Source organism: Novosphingobium sp. TK71 (assembly GCF_055361505.1).
Genome location: NZ_JBSZKA010000001.1, coordinates 67,033 through 83,557, shown reverse-complemented (window position 1 = coordinate 83,557; position 16,525 = coordinate 67,033). Strand labels below are relative to the sequence as shown.

Below are 16,525 nucleotides of genomic sequence, written 5' to 3'. Positions count from 1 at the left end.
ACGCTTACCAGCTCAACTTGATAGAGCCGGTCAGCGTCCGGCCAGACCCATAGTAGCAGGACGTGAGGGCCGAGCAGGTGGCGACATAGCGTTTGTCCGCAAGGTTGCTGCCATTGATGGAGAGCAACGCCTTTGTCCCTCCGATCCGGCCGAGATCATAGCGTATGGCCGCGTCGAAGAGGTGATAGGCATCGATATGCAGCGTGTTGGCGAGATCGCCAAAGGTGTCATCGACATAGCGTGCCCCCGCCGCGAGGCTCAGGCCGGCCAGGGCACCTTGCTGGAAGCTGTAGTCGAGCCAGAGAGACCCCATCCAGTCAGGAACCCGGATCATTCTGTTGCCCTGATTGGTGGTGTCGTGCGTGACCTTGGAGTCGAAGAGTGTCGCCGCGCCGATGAAACTGAGACCGGCAAGAGGCGTGATCCGGCCCTCGAGCTCGACGCCTCGGATGCGCACCTCCCCGGTCTGGACCTGGAAGCTCTCAGTAGCGCTGTTCAGCGGATCGGCTGTCAGAACATTCTTCTGCCTGAGATCAAAGGCCGACAAGGTAATCATGCCGTCGATCGAACGCGGCTCATATTTGATACCAACCTCCCATTGCTCCGCGGTAATCGCCTTGAAGGCACTACCATCGCGCCCCGTTCCGATCGCAGGCTGAAAGGATTGCGAAAAGCTGGCATAGGGGGAGAGCCCATTGGGGAAGGCGTAGAGAAGCCCCACACGGCCCGAAAAGGCTTCGTTCTTCGATTGGGTACGCACGCTTGTCAGGGTATTGAGTGAATTGATTTTCGCCCAATCGTAGCGACCGCTCAGGGTCAGTCGCCAGTTGCCTGCCGCGATCTGATCCTGGAGATAGGCGCCGCTCTGGCTGTCCGTCTCGCTCGTTCCGACCTGATTGACCAGCGTGGGCGCGAAATCATAGCCGGTGTAAACCGGGTCGTAGATATCGATCTGGATCACGGTCTGCGAGACGACCGCTTGCTTGCGCAGGAAGTCCCATTTTGTCCGTTGCCAGTCGAAGCCTCCCAGCAGGACATGCTCGATTCCCCCAGTCGTGAAACGTCCTTCCAGCCGCGTATCGAGCGTGTAGCCGTTCGAATCGCCTTCTCCCTGTACAGCCCTGCGAGGCATGATGCGGCCGTTGGTCAGGATGTTGGGGTTGGTGACGGTCTGTCCGCGCACGCCATATACCACCGTGGCTCGATAGAGCGAGTCGACATGGGTGAAGCGCGCGTTCTGGCTGAGCTTGAGTGCATCGCTGAATTTGTGCTCGAACTGCCATCCAACCGACCAGACCGTGCGATCATAGACGTTCCAGTCCGGTTCGCCGAGGAAGGTGCGGTTGTCAATATAGCCTTCCGCCGCCGGGATCACCGATCCCTGATAGGGGAGGAACTGGAAGGTGCTGCCGCCGCTGTCTTCCTGGTAGAAGGCCTGCAGCGTGAGCTTCGTCTTCTCGCTCACCCGGAAAGTGACGCTTGGCGCCAGAAACCATTGCTGGTGATCGACATGTTTGAGTTGCGTACCACCATCCTTGAACAGGCCGACAAACCGGGCTGCGACGCTGCCGCTCTCATTGGCCTGACCGAGGTCGAACGCCGCCTGATACTTGCCATATTCGTCCGTCAGCAGCTGCAGCATCTGCGGCTTTCCCGCTCGCGGCGTCTTGCTGATCTGGTTGACCATACCCCCGGGGGCAAGCTGGCCATAGAGGACGCTCGATGGACCTTTCAGGACCTCGACCCGCTCCATGTTCCAGTTATTATAGGCAGCATGGTTCCAGCTCGATGAACTGTCGGAAGGCATCCGCAGCCCGTCGAGCATGATGTTGCTGGCAAATCCGCCCGCATCGAAGCCACGGATGTACATGTCGTCGATGCGATTATCCATGCCCTGGCTTTCGGGAAGGACACCCGCGACATAGCGGGTGGCTTCATTGAGCGTCTGCACACCGCGCGCGTCAAGCTCATCGCGGGTGATGACCGACACTGACTGGGGCGTCTCGCGCGGCGGGGTCGTTGTCTTGGTCGATGCATCGATCGTTTCCGCAGGTCGGTAGGCGTTTACGACTATGACGGCGTCGTCGGTCTCCTGTGCCAGCAACGGGCCTGCCGCCAGAAGCGCGTAGACAAAGACGGATCCGGCGATTCCCGCTCGCGCCAGCCAACCTGCTCGCTCGATGCCGTGTATCGTTTTGGTCGCGGATAATCTCGAACCGGCCATCTGAATCCCCTATTGCGAATAATTTGCAATAGGGCGATGCCTGTCGACGCCGCAATAACCCCGACTATCGCGAAATCCAGAATCTTTGTTGCGCCCTCCAGTCCGATGAGGTCGGCTGTGGCGGTTCCCCAATTTGAAATCCTACATGGCCGATGAACTGCCCGCGCCGATCAACGGTGCTCGCATGCTTAGGAAATCCGAAATGGTTGAAAGTCAGGCTACCGTCGCAACCAAAAATGCTGGTCGCTACCAAAAGCAGCTTTGCAAACACTGGGGGCACAGGCTCGAAGTCGAAGAAAGCGACACTCAGTCTGTCGTCAAGCTGCCGCAGGCGATTCTGATAATGATTGCCGGCCAACGATGCGGATGGGTTAGCAGCCATGAAATATGTCGTGACTTCGCACCTTGATCGCTTCGCGTTTCGAGAAGCGCCTTTTGAGTATCAATGGACAGACGCTTGAAAAGCGCGTGGAAACCTAATTGGCTTTGCCGTAGAGGACGCCACATAGGGAGAGTCCTGCTTCCTTTGCGATACACGCAAATCTTGCCATTGACGCGATTGCAGACCGGTAAAATTAGGTGGCGGATACGATATCCCAAATAGTAAAAGGTCGAACGCCCGTTCCTTGGAGCTCCATAGTCAGCTAAGCCCCGTTGATCTTCAGGCAGACCACATTATACCAAATGTGGGTGCGGCCATGACGGCGAGCAGCCAGATGCTGCAATGAGGCCGGGGGCGCGGAAACGGACTCATGCGCGCACGCGGCGGCTGAGGGCGGAATCATCGCGGCGATCGGGCGGCTCGATGGCGAGCATAGCTAAGGTCAGAATATCGGCATACCGATAGCGCCGATCGTCGTCGGCAACCGCGAGGCGCATAAAGGCAAGCTCGCCTTCTGCGCCAGGCATGGCATTCGTCCCGTCGTCGATGCGGTCTATGAACTTGATCGCATCGGGGAGGCTCTGAGGCATCTTAAAAGCGGCGCGTTCTTCGGAAAGGTCGCCATCTTGTTTCTGTGGTCGGCTGAACCGTCAGTCGAGGTCGAAATGCTCCCATGCTCGCGGCGATGGCGAAAGGCCCTATGAGTTCACTCAGTTCGGTGCAGGCGCACCTCTCATTATAGGCTTGGTGGTCGGAAATCGTTTCCCAAGTGACCAGCAGCATGAACTTGGAAGGATTTTCCACACCGCGACCGAAGCTGGTTGCGGGTGCGCCCGGAACGGCCTTCAGAAGCGGAACGCCGCGCTCGGTCATTGCGGCTTCGAATGCGGCAGCTAGTTCTTCCTTCACCGTGACTTCCGTCCGTTCTACCGGCATCATCAGCTGCATCGGTTGGCCAAGGGCTCTCTAGACTGCCTATGTCTCCTCCAGCAGCAACCGTGCGACCTGTTTCGCACTTGCCCACAAAAACTGAACTGCATCGTCGGTTCATGTAACCCGTTCTCGTTTGATCTGAGAAACGTCATGCTATCGGAGACGGGCCTGCGCGAAGCCGTATGGGCGTATCGATCAGCGAGGCCTGGCTCCTTTCGCCTCGCGACCCCGGCCAGGATGCCCGCCAGCGACCGACTGCCAGGATGGTGTCCAGCGTCTTTAAGCCTTCGGACGCGATTTTGTGGCCGAGAATCCCTCCTGCAAGGCACAGATAATCGTTAGGTCGCTCCATCATTTCGCCGCCATCAATAGTGCCTATCGCTGTGTTCGAGACCCTCGCTCACGTCGTCGAGCCAAGGCTCAAACAGCGCGTGAATGTTGGACAACGAACGCCTTGAGCTCTGTGTCGTTGTCGATCGCACAAGCCGCTTCGAGGTCAGGCAACCTCAATCCTATTCCGCCCCGCCCGTTTAGCCTGATAAAGTGCGGCATCAGCTTTGCCGATCAGACGTTCGGGGTCAGGGTGTCCATCATGCTCTGCGACACCGAACGAAGCCGTAACCTTCAGCCGATCTTCGCCTGTGGCAATGTCCTGCTCGGAAAGGGCTATGCGTAATCTGTCGGCGATTTGACCAGCTTCGACGATGCCGGTTTCGACGAGCAGAATCATAAACTCTTCTCCGCCATACCGAAACAGGAAGTCGCTTGGGCGGATATTCTCTCCTATGATCTCTGCCACCTGCTTCAAAACGACATCGCCTATCTGGTGGCCATATCGATCGTTGATCTGCTTGAAGTGATCTACGTCCAAAATCAGGATCGCAAAAGGCTTGCGGTGGAGATTGGCGAACTTGATTTCACGGGTGAGGATAGAAGGAAGGAAGCGTCGATTAAGGACTCGTGTCAATGCGTCGCGGCCACTTTCCATACCTGAGAGACCTTGAAACATTTCGTTCAAAAGGAAAGCGATCTCATTGACAGCTGAACGAAGAATCTTGAGCGACAGGCGTTTACCACTGATCGTCTCCTCTTCCAGACGAGGCAGGAAAACCTCGTCGATTTCTCGAAGGCGTTCAGATATCACGGCAAGCTCACGCGAGTGCTCGAACATAACCCCCGCCCGGTGCCTGATCCAAAGGCCGAAGGGCGCTTGTGCAATGCGCATGAGCGCTGGCTTCTCTTCAGGTTCCAGCAAATGGAAAAAGGTCGCTTGTGCCCACTCCATGAGGCCGCCGCGCTGAACTTCCCGTTCATAGTGGACATCCTGATCCAGCGAGAAAAGCCTATAGGCCTCCTCCAGGCGAGTGCGGCTGACCACGCCATTTTCATAAGCCTGGCTCATGAATATCATCGATAAGTGAATTCGCTGTGAAGCGAGCACGATAGCGTCCCAGCCGTCCTGCCCCAGCGCAGACGAATGCTGGATGAGACTCGCCAGTTGGGCGTATATTTCAAGTGCCCCTCTCTGAACGAGATGCATTGGCACCTTGATGCGTGCGTGAACCTCGCCAATTACTCTTTGCCGCTCCGCGAAAGCAGCAAGATCAAATTCGCTTGGCCGCACGAATGTCTCGAGCAGCCAGGCTGACAGGGAAGGCTTCAAGCGCTCCTCGACAACCTTGTGGTGCAGAAACACTGCGGCCTCTTCATTTCTTTGAAGCACCTCATAAAATGTGCCGACAAGCAGTGCAGAGTTTGTGGATACCAGATCAGCTAGCATTCTCGAACAACAACCCATCTTTGATTGAGGGGACAGGCAGCGAATGCGGCGCTAGCTGTCACACGGGAAGAAGGGAGCCTAAAAGCGCAATCGCTGGCGAATTACGTACATTCCCCCATTCCGGATCCATCGCTTCGGCCGCATCGTGGCGCTGACAACCTAAAGGTCATGCCCATGCAACTCTTCGACCGCATACGCGAACAGATCGATGTCACCTTGCTGACCATCCTGACGGGCGGACTCCTGGCAATGATCCTGTGGATGATCGACGCCAAACTGCCCTGATGTCCTTCTGCGAGCGGCGAGACATCAGGCACGTCTCACTCACATCGGACATTTTTACGGTCTATCGCCCTTCCCGCGAGCGCCCCACCACCGGCCCCCAGGATGGTGCCCAGTGTCTTGGAGCCTCCGGGCGCGATCACATTGCCGAGAACACCGCCTGCAAGGGCACCGACAATCGTTCCGGTCGTTCCATCGCTTCGCCGACAATAATAGTGGCCGTCGCGGTGACGGTAGATCCGATCGCGATCGCGTAGCTCACGCCGGTCATAGCTATCGCGGCGGTCATGACCCCGTCCATACCCGCGATCGCCGTAACGACCCGGGCGATCATATCCCCCATAGCCATCCGACATGCAGCCGCCGAGAGAAACCGTCGCGAACAGGGCCATGATCAGAGATTTACGCAAGACTCGTCTCCTTCGGACGTTTCAAAAATTGTGCGACGTCCCGCCATTTGCGCAGGCCGCGGAAGCCGGCGATGGCGATACATGCGATTTGTCGTGATACGATGGAGGTCATGCCATCGCCGAGATCGTCTTGCGGAACCGCGCCAACGCAATGGCAAAGAAGACAGCGCCGATGACCGCGACCGCCAGCAGGTTCGGCCAGACGACCGAGACCCCCGCCCCGCGAAACAATATGGCGTTGCCCAGTTCGACGAAGTGGGTAGTCGGTGCTGCCAGCATGATGTCCTGAACGAACTTCGGCATGCTCTCACGCGGTGTGTTGCCGCCCGAGAGCATCTGGAGCGGCAGCAGCACCAGCACCACCAGCATGCCGAACTGCGGCATGTTGCGCGACAACGTCGCCATGAAGATGCCGAGCGACGTCGTTGCGAACAGCACCAACGCGGCCCCGAAAAAGAAGAGCGGCAGCGAGCCTGCCACGGGAACGTGCAACAGCCCCTGGACGACGATCTTGAGGGAAACGAAGGACGATACCAGCACGACGAGGCCCATCGCCCAGATCTTGGAGAGCATGATTTCGGCGGGCGTGACCGGCATGACCAGCAGATGCTCGATCGTGCCATGCTCACGCTCGCGGATGAGGGCCGCGCCCGTCAGGATGATCGAAAGCATGGTGATCTGGTTGATGATCTGCGACAGGCTGCCGAACCAGCTCTTGTCGAGTGTGGGATTGAACCGCGCCCGCACTTCGAGATCGACCGACAGTGTGGATGAGCCACGGTAGCGGTTCACGAACCCATTCACTTCGCCCAGCACGATCTGCTGGATATAGCCGCTTCCGGAGAAGGCCTGGGTCATGCGCGTGGCGTCGGTGTTGAGCTGGACCTCAGCATGGCGCCCAGCGAGGACGTCGCGCTGAAAACCCGACGGGATGTGGAGCGCGAAAGTGTAGATGCCCGCATCCATGCCCGGATCGATCTCGGCCGGCGCGATCATGACTGGCGCCATGAACTGCGGCGGGTAGAAGGCCGAGACGATGCGCTGCGAGAGCGGGCTGTTATCCTCGTCGACGATCGCGATCGGCGCATTGTGGAGCGTTTCCGGCATGGAGGAGGCCGAACCGTAGATCGCGAAGGTGAAGGTGAAGACGATCAGGATCAGCATGATCGGATCGCGCCACAGGCTCCACAATTCCTTGACGCCGAGCCGGTAGATATTCGAGAGCTTGCGCCGCATCGTTAGCGCTCCTGCTTCTTAAGGAGAAGGATTGCGAGACCGATGATGACCGGCACCGCGAGAGCAAGCGGGAGGAAGGAGCCGGCGAGATCGGCGAAGCTCAGCCCCTTGTTGAACACGCCGCGGCTGATCGTGAACATATGGGTGGCGGGATAGGTCTCGCCGACGATCCGTCCTCCCCCTTCGAGCGACGACACTGGATCGGTCATGCCGCCGAAGGTTGTGGCGGGCATGAGCGTGCCGACCATCGCCAGGAACAGGGCGGCGATCTGGCTTTTGGTGATCGCCGAGGCGAGCAGCCCCATGCCAGTCGCGACAACGCAGAATAGCAGCGCGGCCAGCGTAAGCGCCAGCAGGCTCCCTTTGATCGGCACCCCGAACAGGAACACAGCCATGAGCGTCATGAGAACAAAGTTGACCATGGCGAGCGCGACATAGGGAAGCTGTTTGCCGAGCAGGAATTCGGCGCGAGTCACCGGCGTCACATAGAGGTTAGTGATCGAGCCGATCTCCTTCTCGCGCACCACGGCGAGCGCGGCCAGCATGGCGGGCAGCATCAGCAAGAGGAGCGGAATGACCGTCGGCACCATCGCCGGCAGGCTCTCGACGTCGGGATTGTAGCGATAGCGATTTTCGACCGACACCGTGCCGGTCGCGGCGGCCGCCCCGCTCTGCATGCGCATCTGCTCGGACAGCCAATGCTGATGCAGACCCTGTATATAGCCCTGCACGGTCTCGGCGCGCTGGGGCATAGCGCCATCGAACCAGGCGCCGATTGCCACATGGCGCCCTCGCATAAGGTCGCGTCCGAACCCTTGCGGGATTTCGAGCGCAAGCGCGAGTTCGCCATTCTTCATCCGCCGGTCGAGATCGTCATAGTCCCTGATGGCCGGTTGCTCGACAAAATAGGGCGAGCCGGAGATGTCGAGCGCATAGCGCTCGCTCACGCTGCTCTGGTCGCGGTCGAGAATGGCGTAGCGCAGCTCGTTGACATCGGTGCTGATGCCGAACCCCATGACCAGCAGCAGGATCACCGAACCCGCCAGCGCCAGCGTCGCACGCACCGGATCGCGCTGCAGCTCCAGCGTTTCGCGCCACATATAACTCAGCATGCGCTGGACGCTGAAGAAGCGGCCGGCCTTGCCCGAATGCGCTGTCTCTGCCTCGGATGTGATAGGCGAAGCCACTCCTACCGCCTCCCCCTGCTCGCTCTCTCCGCCCGCCTCGACGAGATAGCCGATGAAGGCCTCCTCAAGGCTGGCAGCGCCGCGCTTCTCCACGAGGCGAGCGGGCGCGTCGCTGTCGAGGACCTTGCCGGCGTGCATCATCGACATGCGGTCGCAGCGCTCGGCCTCGTTCATGAAATGGGTCGAGATGAAGATCGTCACCCGGTCGCGCCGCGAAAGCTCGGCGAGCAGACGCCAGAAGGCGTCGCGCGCGACGGGATCGACGCCGGAGGTCGGCTCGTCGAGGATCAGCAGTTCGGGCTTGTGGACCATCGCGACGGCGAGGCTAAGGCGCTGACGGATGCCGAGGGGAAGCTTTTCTGGCAAGTCATCGAGAGCAGCCTCGAGTCCGAAGCGCTCCACCATCTCCTGCGTCCGGGCCGGAATCTCGTCTCCGGGCACATGGAACAGACGGGCATGGAGGTCGAGATTCTGGCGCACGGTCAGCTCGCTGTAGAGCGAGAAGGCCTGGCTCATATAGCCGACGCGTCGGCGCGTCGCGATATCGTGCGGATCGACCTGCTGCCCGAACAGCCAGGCCTGCCCCTCGCTGGCGGGCAGCAGTCCCGCCAGCATCTTCATCGTGGTCGACTTGCCGCAGCCATTGGAGCCGAGAAACCCGAAGATCTCCCCGCGCCGGATGCGGAAGCTCACATGATCGACCGCGACGAAATCGCCGAAGCGCATGGTGAGGCCGTCAGCCTCGATGGCGATGTCGTCGGCGTCCGCTTCCAGCGGCGGTATGACAACGGGCGCGTGTCCGCGCTTGCGCTCCTCCGGCAGCAGCGCGACGAAAGCTTCCTCAAGACCGGCGCTTCCGGTCCGTTCCAGTATCTGCGCAGGACTACCCGTCGCCAGAACGAGGCCATCGTCCATCGCCACCAGCCAGTCGAAGCGCTGGGCCTCGTCCATGTATGCGGTGGCGACGATCACGCTCATGCCCGGGCGATCCCCCCGAATGCGCGCGATCAGGTCCCAGAACTGCGCGCGCGCCAGCGGATCGACGCCGGTGGTCGGCTCGTCGAGGATCAGGAGATCGGGGTCGTGGATGAGCGCGCAGCACAGCCCCAGCTTCTGCTTCATGCCGCCAGAAAGCTTGCCGGCAGGGCGCGAGAGGAAGGAATAGAGCCCGGTGCTGCGCGTCAGATCGTCGATCCGCCGGCGGCGTTCGGCCGCGCCATGGCCGAACAGGCGGGCGAAGAACTGAAGATTCTCCTCGACCGACAGCGTGGGATAGAGATTCTTGCCCAGGCCCTGCGGCATATAGGCGATGCGTGGACAGGCGGCTTCACGGTGCCGCGCATCGCGCATGTCGCCGCCCAGGACAGTCACGTCCCCCTCCTGCACGGCCCGCGCGCCGGCGACCAGCGAGAGCAGGCTCGATTTGCCAACGCCGTCGGGACCGATCAGACCGACCATGCGGCCCGAGGGAACATCCAGGGTCAGTCCGCGAAGCGCCTGGGTCTTGCCATAATGGAGGCTGACAGCCTGCAGCCTGACCACTGCGTCTCCATCGGACCCACTCTCGTCCATGGCAGCGATTCCGGTCACTTGCCCGGAGCTTCGGCCTGCTCGAAGAGCCTGACCTTGAGATTGGCGGGCCATTTGGCCGCAGGGTCAACGCGGACATAGGCCATGCCCGGCAAGCCAGTCTTCACATAGGCTATATGCCGCTCGAGCAATTTGGGATCGATGCGCGCCTTGACGCGGAACATCAGCTTCTGCCGCTCGCTCGTGGTCTCCACGGTCTTGGGCGTGAACTGGGCCACATCGGCAACGAAACTAACCTTGGCCGGGACGATATATTCGGGCGCCGCATCGAGGACGATCCGCACTTCGCTACCGATGCCCACGCGCCCGGCGACCGTCTCGGGAAGGAAGAAGGTCATCGAGACATCGGACAGGTCGACCAGGTTGAGAACGCGGCCGCCGCCTGCCACCACCTCGCCGGGCTGCGCGACGCGATACTGGACGCGGCCGGCACGCGGTGCGCGCAGATCGCTGTCGCGGATGTCTGCATCGATGCGCTCGATCGTGGCGCGAGCCGCATCGACATTGGACCTGGCGCCGATCACCTGCGAGCGCGCCGACGCGATCGCCGCGTCGATCGAGGCGAGTTGAGCCTTTGCAGCCTCGACCGATGCCGAAGCACCCTCGACCTGTGCCTGATCGTCATCGCGCTCCTGCACCGCGGTCGCGCCTTCGCGCGCCAGCGTCTCGGAGCGCCCGAGGCGCTTGCGTGCAGCGCTCGCCTCGGCTTCGCGCTGGCGAACGGTAGCAAAGGCAGCGGCGCGCTCGCTCTGCCGCTGCGCGACCTGGCTCTCGGCGACGAGGATTGCATTCTGTGCCTGGGCGAGTTGCGCCTGCGCTTCCTGGCGCTGGGCCTTGAGCACATCGACATCCATATGGGCGACGACATCGCCCGCTTTCACCAACTGCCCTTCGTCGGCGAGGATGTCACGGATGCGTCCCGGGGACTTGGCCGAGACGTCGATCTCGACCGCCTCGAGACGGCCGTTACCGCCGACGATCCCGTCGGGAAGCCCTGCTGGCTGGAGCAGCTTCCAGAGGAGGACCACTACGACCAGCACGGAGGCTGCAATGGCGCCCCTGATCAACCATGTCTTACGGCCCTGCGTCATCAGCGCTGTCCCCCATTGTCCGTCACTGCGCGCGCTTGCGCGGTACCATCGTCGAAATTCCTGCCCGCCGGAAAACCGCCGCCCAGCGCCGAATAGAGCGCGACCGCGCTCCCCATCTCGGCACGGCGCAGTTGAACGAGCCCCTGCTCCGCCTCGAACAGGTCGCGCTGAGCATCGAGCACCTCGAGATAGGCCGAGCGTCCGTTGTCGAAGCGAAGCTGCGCCAGCCGCGCGCGTTCGCGCTGCGCATCGAGCAGCCGGGCCGTCGTATCGATCTGTAAGGCCAGCTGGCGGCGGCGCACCAGGGCGTCGGAGACGTCGCGGAAGGCACGCTGTATCGTCTGCTCATATTCAGCGACCGCGAGGTCCTGCCGTGCCTTGGCGACATCGAGATTGCCTTTGAGACGCCCGGCGTTGAACAGCGGCAGGCTGATGGTCGGCGAGAAACTCCAGGCCTCGCTGCCGCCGGTGAACAGGCCATCCAGCTTGTCGCTCATCGTGCCATAGGCGCCGGTCAGGCTGATATTAGGCATGAAGGCCGCGCGCGCGGCGCCGATATTGGCGCTGGCGGCGCGCAGGCGATGTTCTGCGGCGACGATATCGGGACGGTTGACCAGCAGTTCGGACGGGAGCCCGGCGGGAATGGCGACATGCGGTTCAAGCTCGGCCATGCCGAGCCGCCCCGGCGTGATCTCCACCAGCCCGCCGACCAGTAGCGCCAGGGCATTGCGGTTCACCTCGCGGTCCTGTTCCAGCGCCTGTAGCGCCGTCTCGGCCTGGGCAAGCAGGGTCTGGGCCTGCGCCATGTCGAGTTTCGAGCCTGAGCCCACTTCGTAGCGGCGGCGCAGGATCCTCAATGCTTCTTCGCGCGTGGATATGGACTGGCGGGCGAGCGCGGTACGCTCCTCAAATTCGCGCTCGAGCAGATAGCCATTCGCCACCTGGGCGATAAGGTCCGTCGCAACCGCGCGCCGCGCCTCTTCGGTCGCGAGATATTGCCAGCGCGCGGCATCGCGCAGGTTGCGCAGGCGTCCCCAGAAGTCGATTTCCCAGCTGGCGCTCAGTTGCGCGCTGATCTGCCTGACATCGACCGGGGTCGCGCCGACGCTTGGCAGATTGAACAGGGATCGGCCGCGCGTGCCCGTCCCGACGGCATTGAGTTCGGGATAGAGCGCCGCGCCTTCGATCCGCCAAGAGGCCCGCGCCTCCGCGACCCGGGCGCTGGCGATCCGGATGTCGCGATTATTGGCGAGCGCCTGCTCGATCAGCGCCTGGAGCGGCGCGTCCCGGAAATAGTCGCGCCAGGCGAGGGCTCCGACCGACGTTCCATTGCTTGCCGGTGATACATATTGGCCGGGCACAGGCAAGGCAGGGCGGACGTGATCGGGGGCAAAGGAGCAACCGGAGAGGATAAGCAGCGGCAGGACCACGCCGATCCGACCAAACAAGTTTTCCGATCCCATCATCCCCATGCGACCACGCCCGCCCCATGTCATCGCGTTCAGCCTTGCTTGTCGGTGGTGGCGGGTTTCGCCGCTTTGGTTTCAGGCGTGCCGGCTGCTGGAGTCGGCGTTACCGACACCTTGGAAAGAAGCTCGAACGGCGCCAGCACGAGCTTCGACCAGTTCTGCAGCGCGACGGCCATCTGCTCCTGGCCGGTTTCGGGCGATATCAGATCGCCGGTCTCGGTCCGCCATTCCTCGATCGCCGATTTGGCTTCGGCCAGCACCGTCTGGCGGCTCTGCTCCAGTTCCTTGAACGTATCGCCGATCTGGGCCAGCGGCACGCCGGCGCCTGTTTTGTGTTCCCGGATCTGCTCTGCAAATCCCGCCGCGATCCTGGCGCCGATCTGCGCCTGGCGCTCATTGGCGCTGCGCGCGATATCGAGCAGCTTCATGAAAAGCTGGCGATTGGCCCCCGAGATCGAAGCAAATTGATCGAATGGATAGCTCATTGTCCTGTCCTCTTCAGCGTCTGACGTGGCGCCGAAGCGGGTTCGCCTTGACGCAATTCGATGGAGATTGAATGGAGATCATGTCCTCAAGGGAGACTGTCTCCAGCGTCAGGCTCAGCCATTGGCGATATATTGGCCGCCATTGATGGTGAGCACCGATCCCGTGCAAAAGGCGGCGCGGGATGAGGTCAGCCAGGCTACCGCCTCGGCAATTTCTTCCGGATTCCCAAGCCGGCCGACCGGGATGCCGGCGATGATGGCGGCTCGTACATCCTCCCGGACATGCGCGACCATGTCAGTGTCGACATAGCCCGGGCAGACCGCGTTGACGGTGATGCCCTTGGCTGCGTTTTCCAGCGCGAGCGCCTTGGTGAAGCCGATCACGCCTGCCTTGGCGGCCGAATAGTTGACCTGCCCGATCTGGCCCTTCTGCCCGTTGATCGAGGAGATGTTGACGATGCGCCCGAAGCCCCGTTCGCGCATGCCCTCGATGACCGCGCGCGTCATGCCGAAGAGCGAGTCGAGATTGGTCGAGAGGACCGCTCGCCACTGATCCCAGCCCATCTTGTGGAACATGGTGTCGCGGGTGATCCCGGCATTGTTGACGAGGATGGAGACCGGGCCGAGCGCCTGCTCGACGCGCGCCACACCGCCGCGACAGGACGCCTCGTCGGCGACATCCCAGCGAAAGATCGAGACGCCGGTATCCGCGGCGAAGCTCTCCGCCGCCTCGTCATTATTGTGATAGGTGGCTGCCACCTTGTGGCCCTCGGCTGCGAGAGCGCGCGCGATGGCCGCGCCGATGCCCCGGGTGCCACCGGTGACGAGGGCGATGGTCTGCATGAATCTGGTCCTGGTTCGTTTCGGTTGCCATCATCGTGGCCAGCCGAACCGCTGCCGCACATTAGTATATATACGCATCCGTGTAGTTCTGCCTCGCCGCTATGACCTGGCTGACTTTTAGAAGGATCAGCCCTTTGCCGCGAACGCGCACGACAATCTCTGCACACCCGATCCGGCCATCATGCCCTGACCGGCGAGGCGGCCGGCCCACGCTGGACGCGGCCGCGTTACTGCAGTCCCGTATCCTGCATGCCGCCTTTGGGGAGTTCGTTCGCCTCGGTATCGACGCCGCCAGCATGGAGGGCATCGCCCAGGCAGCGCAGGTTTCCAAACGCACGCTTTATCTGCGTTTCGGAACGAAGAAGGCTCTGCTGGTCGCCGCTTTGCGGCATCGGGCAATATCGGGCCTCGAAGCGCCGCTGTCCGTTCCTGAGGGCACTCTGCACGAGCGGATCCTGTTCGTGGCGGAGAAACTGCTCGAAGGCGCGCTTATGCCCGAAGCGATCGGTCTGGAGTTCCTTATCCGGGACGTCGTCAAGTCGCACCCGGATGTCTCCCTGAGGGAACTGACCCCCGGGACCGCGCCCCTGGCAGAACAATTCCACGAGATCCTGATCCGGGCCCCCTCGTTCGCGAGCTTGACCGAAAGCGATAGGCGCTTTGTCACGGAATTTCTTTTCGATGCACTGGTGCGCGCACCCCGCAGCCGGATCCTTCATCGGCAGGAACTCGGGAATACTGTCGAAGATAGGCGGGCCTATCTCGAGCGCACGCTCCATCTAATCTCCACAAGTCTGCCCTATCTCGCGCGCGTCGAGACAGGCGAGCCGATCAACGGGAAGGAGTTGAACCCATGAGTTGGTCCACCATGCCGCAGGGCCCCGATCCTCTTGACGGCATCGCGCAGACCCTCGATCACGCGGCAGCCGCAGCGATCGCCCAGACGACCCATGGCCTGTCCCCCGCGACGATGATGTTGGCCGCCGCCGACTGGGGCCTGCATCTCCTGGCCTCTCCGGGCAAGCAGCTTCAACTCGGCGCCAAGGTCGCGCGCAAATATATGCGCCTGTTCGACTATGTGGGACGCAGTGCGCTCGACGCGGACGCGGCCCCGGCAATTGAGCCCTTACCGCAGGACAGGCGCTTTGCCGCTCCAGCCTGGAAGCAACCGCCGTTCAACCATATCGCTCAGTCCTTCCTGCTCAACCAGCAATGGTGGCACGCGGCCACCACCGGCATCGCGGGCGTTTCCAAAGCGCATGAAGCCCAGGTCGCTTTCGCCGCACGGCAGATGCTGGACCTGTTCGCCCCGACCAACTTCCTTGCGACCAATCCCGTGCTGCAGCAGCGCATCGCGGAGACGAGCGGACAATGCCTCGTCGAAGGCTTCCAGCATCTGATCGAGGACTTGCAGCGCACAATACGCGGCGAGCCGGCGGTCGGGACAGACGCCTATCCGGTCGGCGAAAAGGTGGCGACCGCCAAAGGGCAGGTCGTCTATCGCAATCACCTCATCGAACTCATCCAGTATGAGCCCACCACCGACACCGTCCGGCCCGAGCCGATTCTGATCGTGCCGGCATGGATCATGAAATACTATATTCTCGACCTCTCGCCCGACAACTCGCTGGTTCGCTGGCTGACGGACCAGGGCTTCACGGTCTTCATGATCTCCTGGCACAATCCGGGCAGCGACGACCGCAATCTCGACATGGACGCCTATCGGCGCATGGGTCCGATGGCCGCGCTCGATGCGATCAGTGCGATCACCGGCGGGCAGAAGGTCCATGCGGCCGGCTATTGCCTGGGCGGGACACTTCTTTCCATCGCGGCCGCCGCCATGGCCCGCGACGGCGACGAACGGCTGGCAAGTGTCACGCTGTTTGCCGCGCAGACGGAGTTCAGCGAACCCGGCGAACTCGGCCTCTTCATCGACGAGGCGCAGCTCAACATCCTCGACAACATGATGTGGGGGCGCGGCTATCTCGACAGCGACCAGATGGGCGGCGCCTTCCAGATCCTGCGGTCCAACGACCTCATCTGGTCGCGGCTGCTCTCGACCTACCTCATGGGCGAGCGCGAGCCGATGAACGACCTCATGGCGTGGAACGCCGACGGCACGCGCATGCCCTATGCGATGCATAGCGAATATCTGACCCGGCTGTTTCTCAATGACGATCTCGCCGAGGGCAAGTTCAAGGTCGACGATCGCACCATCGCTTTGTCGGCGATCCGCGCGCCGATGTTCGTCGTCGGCACCGAGCGCGATCATGTCGCGCCCTGGCATTCAGTCCATAAGATCCACCTGCTGACCGGCGCCGAGATCACCTTCGTTCTGACAAGCGGCGGCCACAATGCCGGCATCGTCTCGGAGCCGGGCCGCAAGGGCCGCCGCTATCATGTGCTGACGCGGGAGCAGGATGGCCAATCCTTTGATCCGGACGAATGGCTGGCGCGTGCGCCTCTGAAGGACGGCTCCTGGTGGATCGAATGGGGCGAATGGCTTGCCGCCCGCTCGAGCGAACCCTGTTCACCCCCCACGATTGGTGCCCCGGACAAAGGATTCTCACCGATCATGCCCGCACCGGGCCGCTATGTGATGGAGCCATGAAG

13 protein-coding genes and 1 pseudogene are annotated in these 16,525 nt (G+C 61.9%); 4 read left to right on the top strand and 10 right to left on the bottom strand.

Annotation, left to right across the window (positions count from 1 at the left end; genetic code table 11):
* Window positions 1-4: 4 nt before the first annotated feature.
* Window positions 5-2,224: a TonB-dependent siderophore receptor gene (locus ACXJ16_RS16725; protein WP_463922664.1), complete on the bottom strand. Its 2,220-nt coding sequence runs from the start codon at window positions 2,222-2,224 to the stop codon at window positions 5-7.
* 145 nt (window positions 2,225-2,369) lie between these two features.
* Here ACXJ16_RS16725 and ACXJ16_RS16720 point away from each other — a divergent pair.
* Both ACXJ16_RS16720 and ACXJ16_RS16715 read left to right on the top strand, forming a co-directional pair.
* A pseudogene (locus ACXJ16_RS16720) lies at window positions 2,370-2,685 on the top strand (DUF2218 domain-containing protein).
* 370 nt (window positions 2,686-3,055) lie between these two features.
* Complete coding sequence (locus ACXJ16_RS16715; RefSeq protein ID WP_463923285.1) at window positions 3,056-3,310, top strand: zinc-binding dehydrogenase; 255 nt, start codon at window positions 3,056-3,058, stop codon at window positions 3,308-3,310.
* Here the strand turns inward: ACXJ16_RS16715 and ACXJ16_RS16710 are convergent.
* The 9 genes from ACXJ16_RS16710 to phbB all read right to left on the bottom strand — a co-directional run bounded on the left by ACXJ16_RS16710 (window position 3,198) and on the right by phbB (window position 13,912).
* On the bottom strand, window positions 3,198-3,554 hold the full coding sequence (locus ACXJ16_RS16710) for an antibiotic biosynthesis monooxygenase (protein WP_463922663.1): 357 nt from the start codon (window positions 3,552-3,554) through the stop codon (window positions 3,198-3,200). The genes ACXJ16_RS16715 and ACXJ16_RS16710 overlap by 113 nt on opposite strands.
* 481 nt (window positions 3,555-4,035) lie before the next feature.
* The gene (locus tag ACXJ16_RS16705) at window positions 4,036-5,319 is read right to left on the bottom strand and encodes a GGDEF domain-containing protein (protein ID WP_463922662.1); all 1,284 of its coding nucleotides are present in this window, start codon (window positions 5,317-5,319) and stop codon (window positions 4,036-4,038) included.
* A gap of 320 nt (window positions 5,320-5,639) precedes the next feature.
* Entirely contained in the window at window positions 5,640-5,993 is a 354-nt protein-coding gene (locus ACXJ16_RS16700) for a glycine zipper 2TM domain-containing protein (RefSeq protein ID WP_463923284.1), read from the bottom strand.
* A gap of 126 nt (window positions 5,994-6,119) precedes the next feature.
* Window positions 6,120-7,247: an ABC transporter permease gene (locus ACXJ16_RS16695; protein WP_463922661.1), complete on the bottom strand. Its 1,128-nt coding sequence runs from the start codon at window positions 7,245-7,247 to the stop codon at window positions 6,120-6,122.
* Between the two features lie 2 nt (window positions 7,248-7,249).
* Window positions 7,250-10,006, bottom strand: a complete 2,757-nt coding sequence (gene rbbA, locus ACXJ16_RS16690; RefSeq protein WP_463922660.1) for a ribosome-associated ATPase/putative transporter RbbA — start codon at window positions 10,004-10,006, stop codon at window positions 7,250-7,252.
* A gap of 14 nt (window positions 10,007-10,020) precedes the next feature.
* The gene (locus tag ACXJ16_RS16685) at window positions 10,021-11,115 is read right to left on the bottom strand and encodes an HlyD family secretion protein (protein WP_463922659.1); all 1,095 of its coding nucleotides are present in this window, start codon (window positions 11,113-11,115) and stop codon (window positions 10,021-10,023) included.
* A complete protein-coding gene (locus ACXJ16_RS16680) occupies window positions 11,115-12,563 on the bottom strand; it encodes an efflux transporter outer membrane subunit (RefSeq protein WP_463922658.1) in 1,449 nt (482 codons plus the stop codon). The genes ACXJ16_RS16685 and ACXJ16_RS16680 overlap by 1 nt, the downstream gene beginning before the upstream one ends.
* A gap of 53 nt (window positions 12,564-12,616) precedes the next feature.
* Window positions 12,617-13,012: a hypothetical protein gene (locus tag ACXJ16_RS16675; protein WP_463922657.1), complete on the bottom strand. Its 396-nt coding sequence runs from the start codon at window positions 13,010-13,012 to the stop codon at window positions 12,617-12,619.
* Window positions 13,013-13,183: 171 nt separating this feature from the next.
* A complete protein-coding gene (phbB, locus tag ACXJ16_RS16670; protein ID WP_463922656.1) occupies window positions 13,184-13,912 on the bottom strand; it encodes an acetoacetyl-CoA reductase in 729 nt (242 codons plus the stop codon).
* Window positions 13,913-14,013: 101 nt separating this feature from the next.
* Between phbB and ACXJ16_RS16665 the strand changes: the two genes are divergently transcribed.
* Together ACXJ16_RS16665 and ACXJ16_RS16660 are read left to right on the top strand one after the other, a co-directional pair.
* Window positions 14,014-14,769, top strand: coding sequence for a TetR/AcrR family transcriptional regulator (locus ACXJ16_RS16665; protein WP_463922655.1), 756 nt, complete (start codon window positions 14,014-14,016; stop codon window positions 14,767-14,769).
* Complete coding sequence (locus tag ACXJ16_RS16660) at window positions 14,766-16,523, top strand: PHA/PHB synthase family protein (RefSeq protein WP_463922654.1); 1,758 nt, start codon at window positions 14,766-14,768, stop codon at window positions 16,521-16,523. Before ACXJ16_RS16665 ends, ACXJ16_RS16660 begins: the two co-directional genes overlap by 4 nt.
* The last annotated feature ends 2 nt before the right edge of the window (window positions 16,524-16,525 follow it).

What these genes read in the sequence shown, in the direction of transcription:
- phbB (WP_463922656.1), bottom strand. Translation starts at nt 13,912, where the DNA reads ATGCAGACCATCGCCCTCGTCACCGGTGGCACCCGGGGCATCGGCGCG.
- ACXJ16_RS16710 (WP_463922663.1), bottom strand. Translation starts at nt 3,554, where the DNA reads ATGCAGCTGATGATGCCGGTAGAACGGACGGAAGTCACGGTGAAGGAA.
- ACXJ16_RS16725 (WP_463922664.1), bottom strand. Translation starts at nt 2,224, where the DNA reads ATGGCCGGTTCGAGATTATCCGCGACCAAAACGATACACGGCATCGAG.
- ACXJ16_RS16675 (WP_463922657.1), bottom strand. Translation starts at nt 13,012, where the DNA reads ATGAAGCTGCTCGATATCGCGCGCAGCGCCAATGAGCGCCAGGCGCAG.
- rbbA (WP_463922660.1), bottom strand. Translation starts at nt 10,006, where the DNA reads ATGGACGAGAGTGGGTCCGATGGAGACGCAGTGGTCAGGCTGCAGGCT.
- ACXJ16_RS16705 (WP_463922662.1), bottom strand. Translation starts at nt 5,319, where the DNA reads ATGCTAGCTGATCTGGTATCCACAAACTCTGCACTGCTTGTCGGCACA.
- ACXJ16_RS16685 (WP_463922659.1), bottom strand. Translation starts at nt 11,115, where the DNA reads ATGACGCAGGGCCGTAAGACATGGTTGATCAGGGGCGCCATTGCAGCC.
- ACXJ16_RS16665 (WP_463922655.1), top strand. Translation starts at nt 14,014, where the DNA reads ATGACCTGGCTGACTTTTAGAAGGATCAGCCCTTTGCCGCGAACGCGC.
- ACXJ16_RS16700 (WP_463923284.1), bottom strand. Translation starts at nt 5,993, where the DNA reads ATGGCCCTGTTCGCGACGGTTTCTCTCGGCGGCTGCATGTCGGATGGC.
- ACXJ16_RS16695 (WP_463922661.1), bottom strand. Translation starts at nt 7,247, where the DNA reads ATGCGGCGCAAGCTCTCGAATATCTACCGGCTCGGCGTCAAGGAATTG.
- ACXJ16_RS16660 (WP_463922654.1), top strand. Translation starts at nt 14,766, where the DNA reads ATGAGTTGGTCCACCATGCCGCAGGGCCCCGATCCTCTTGACGGCATC.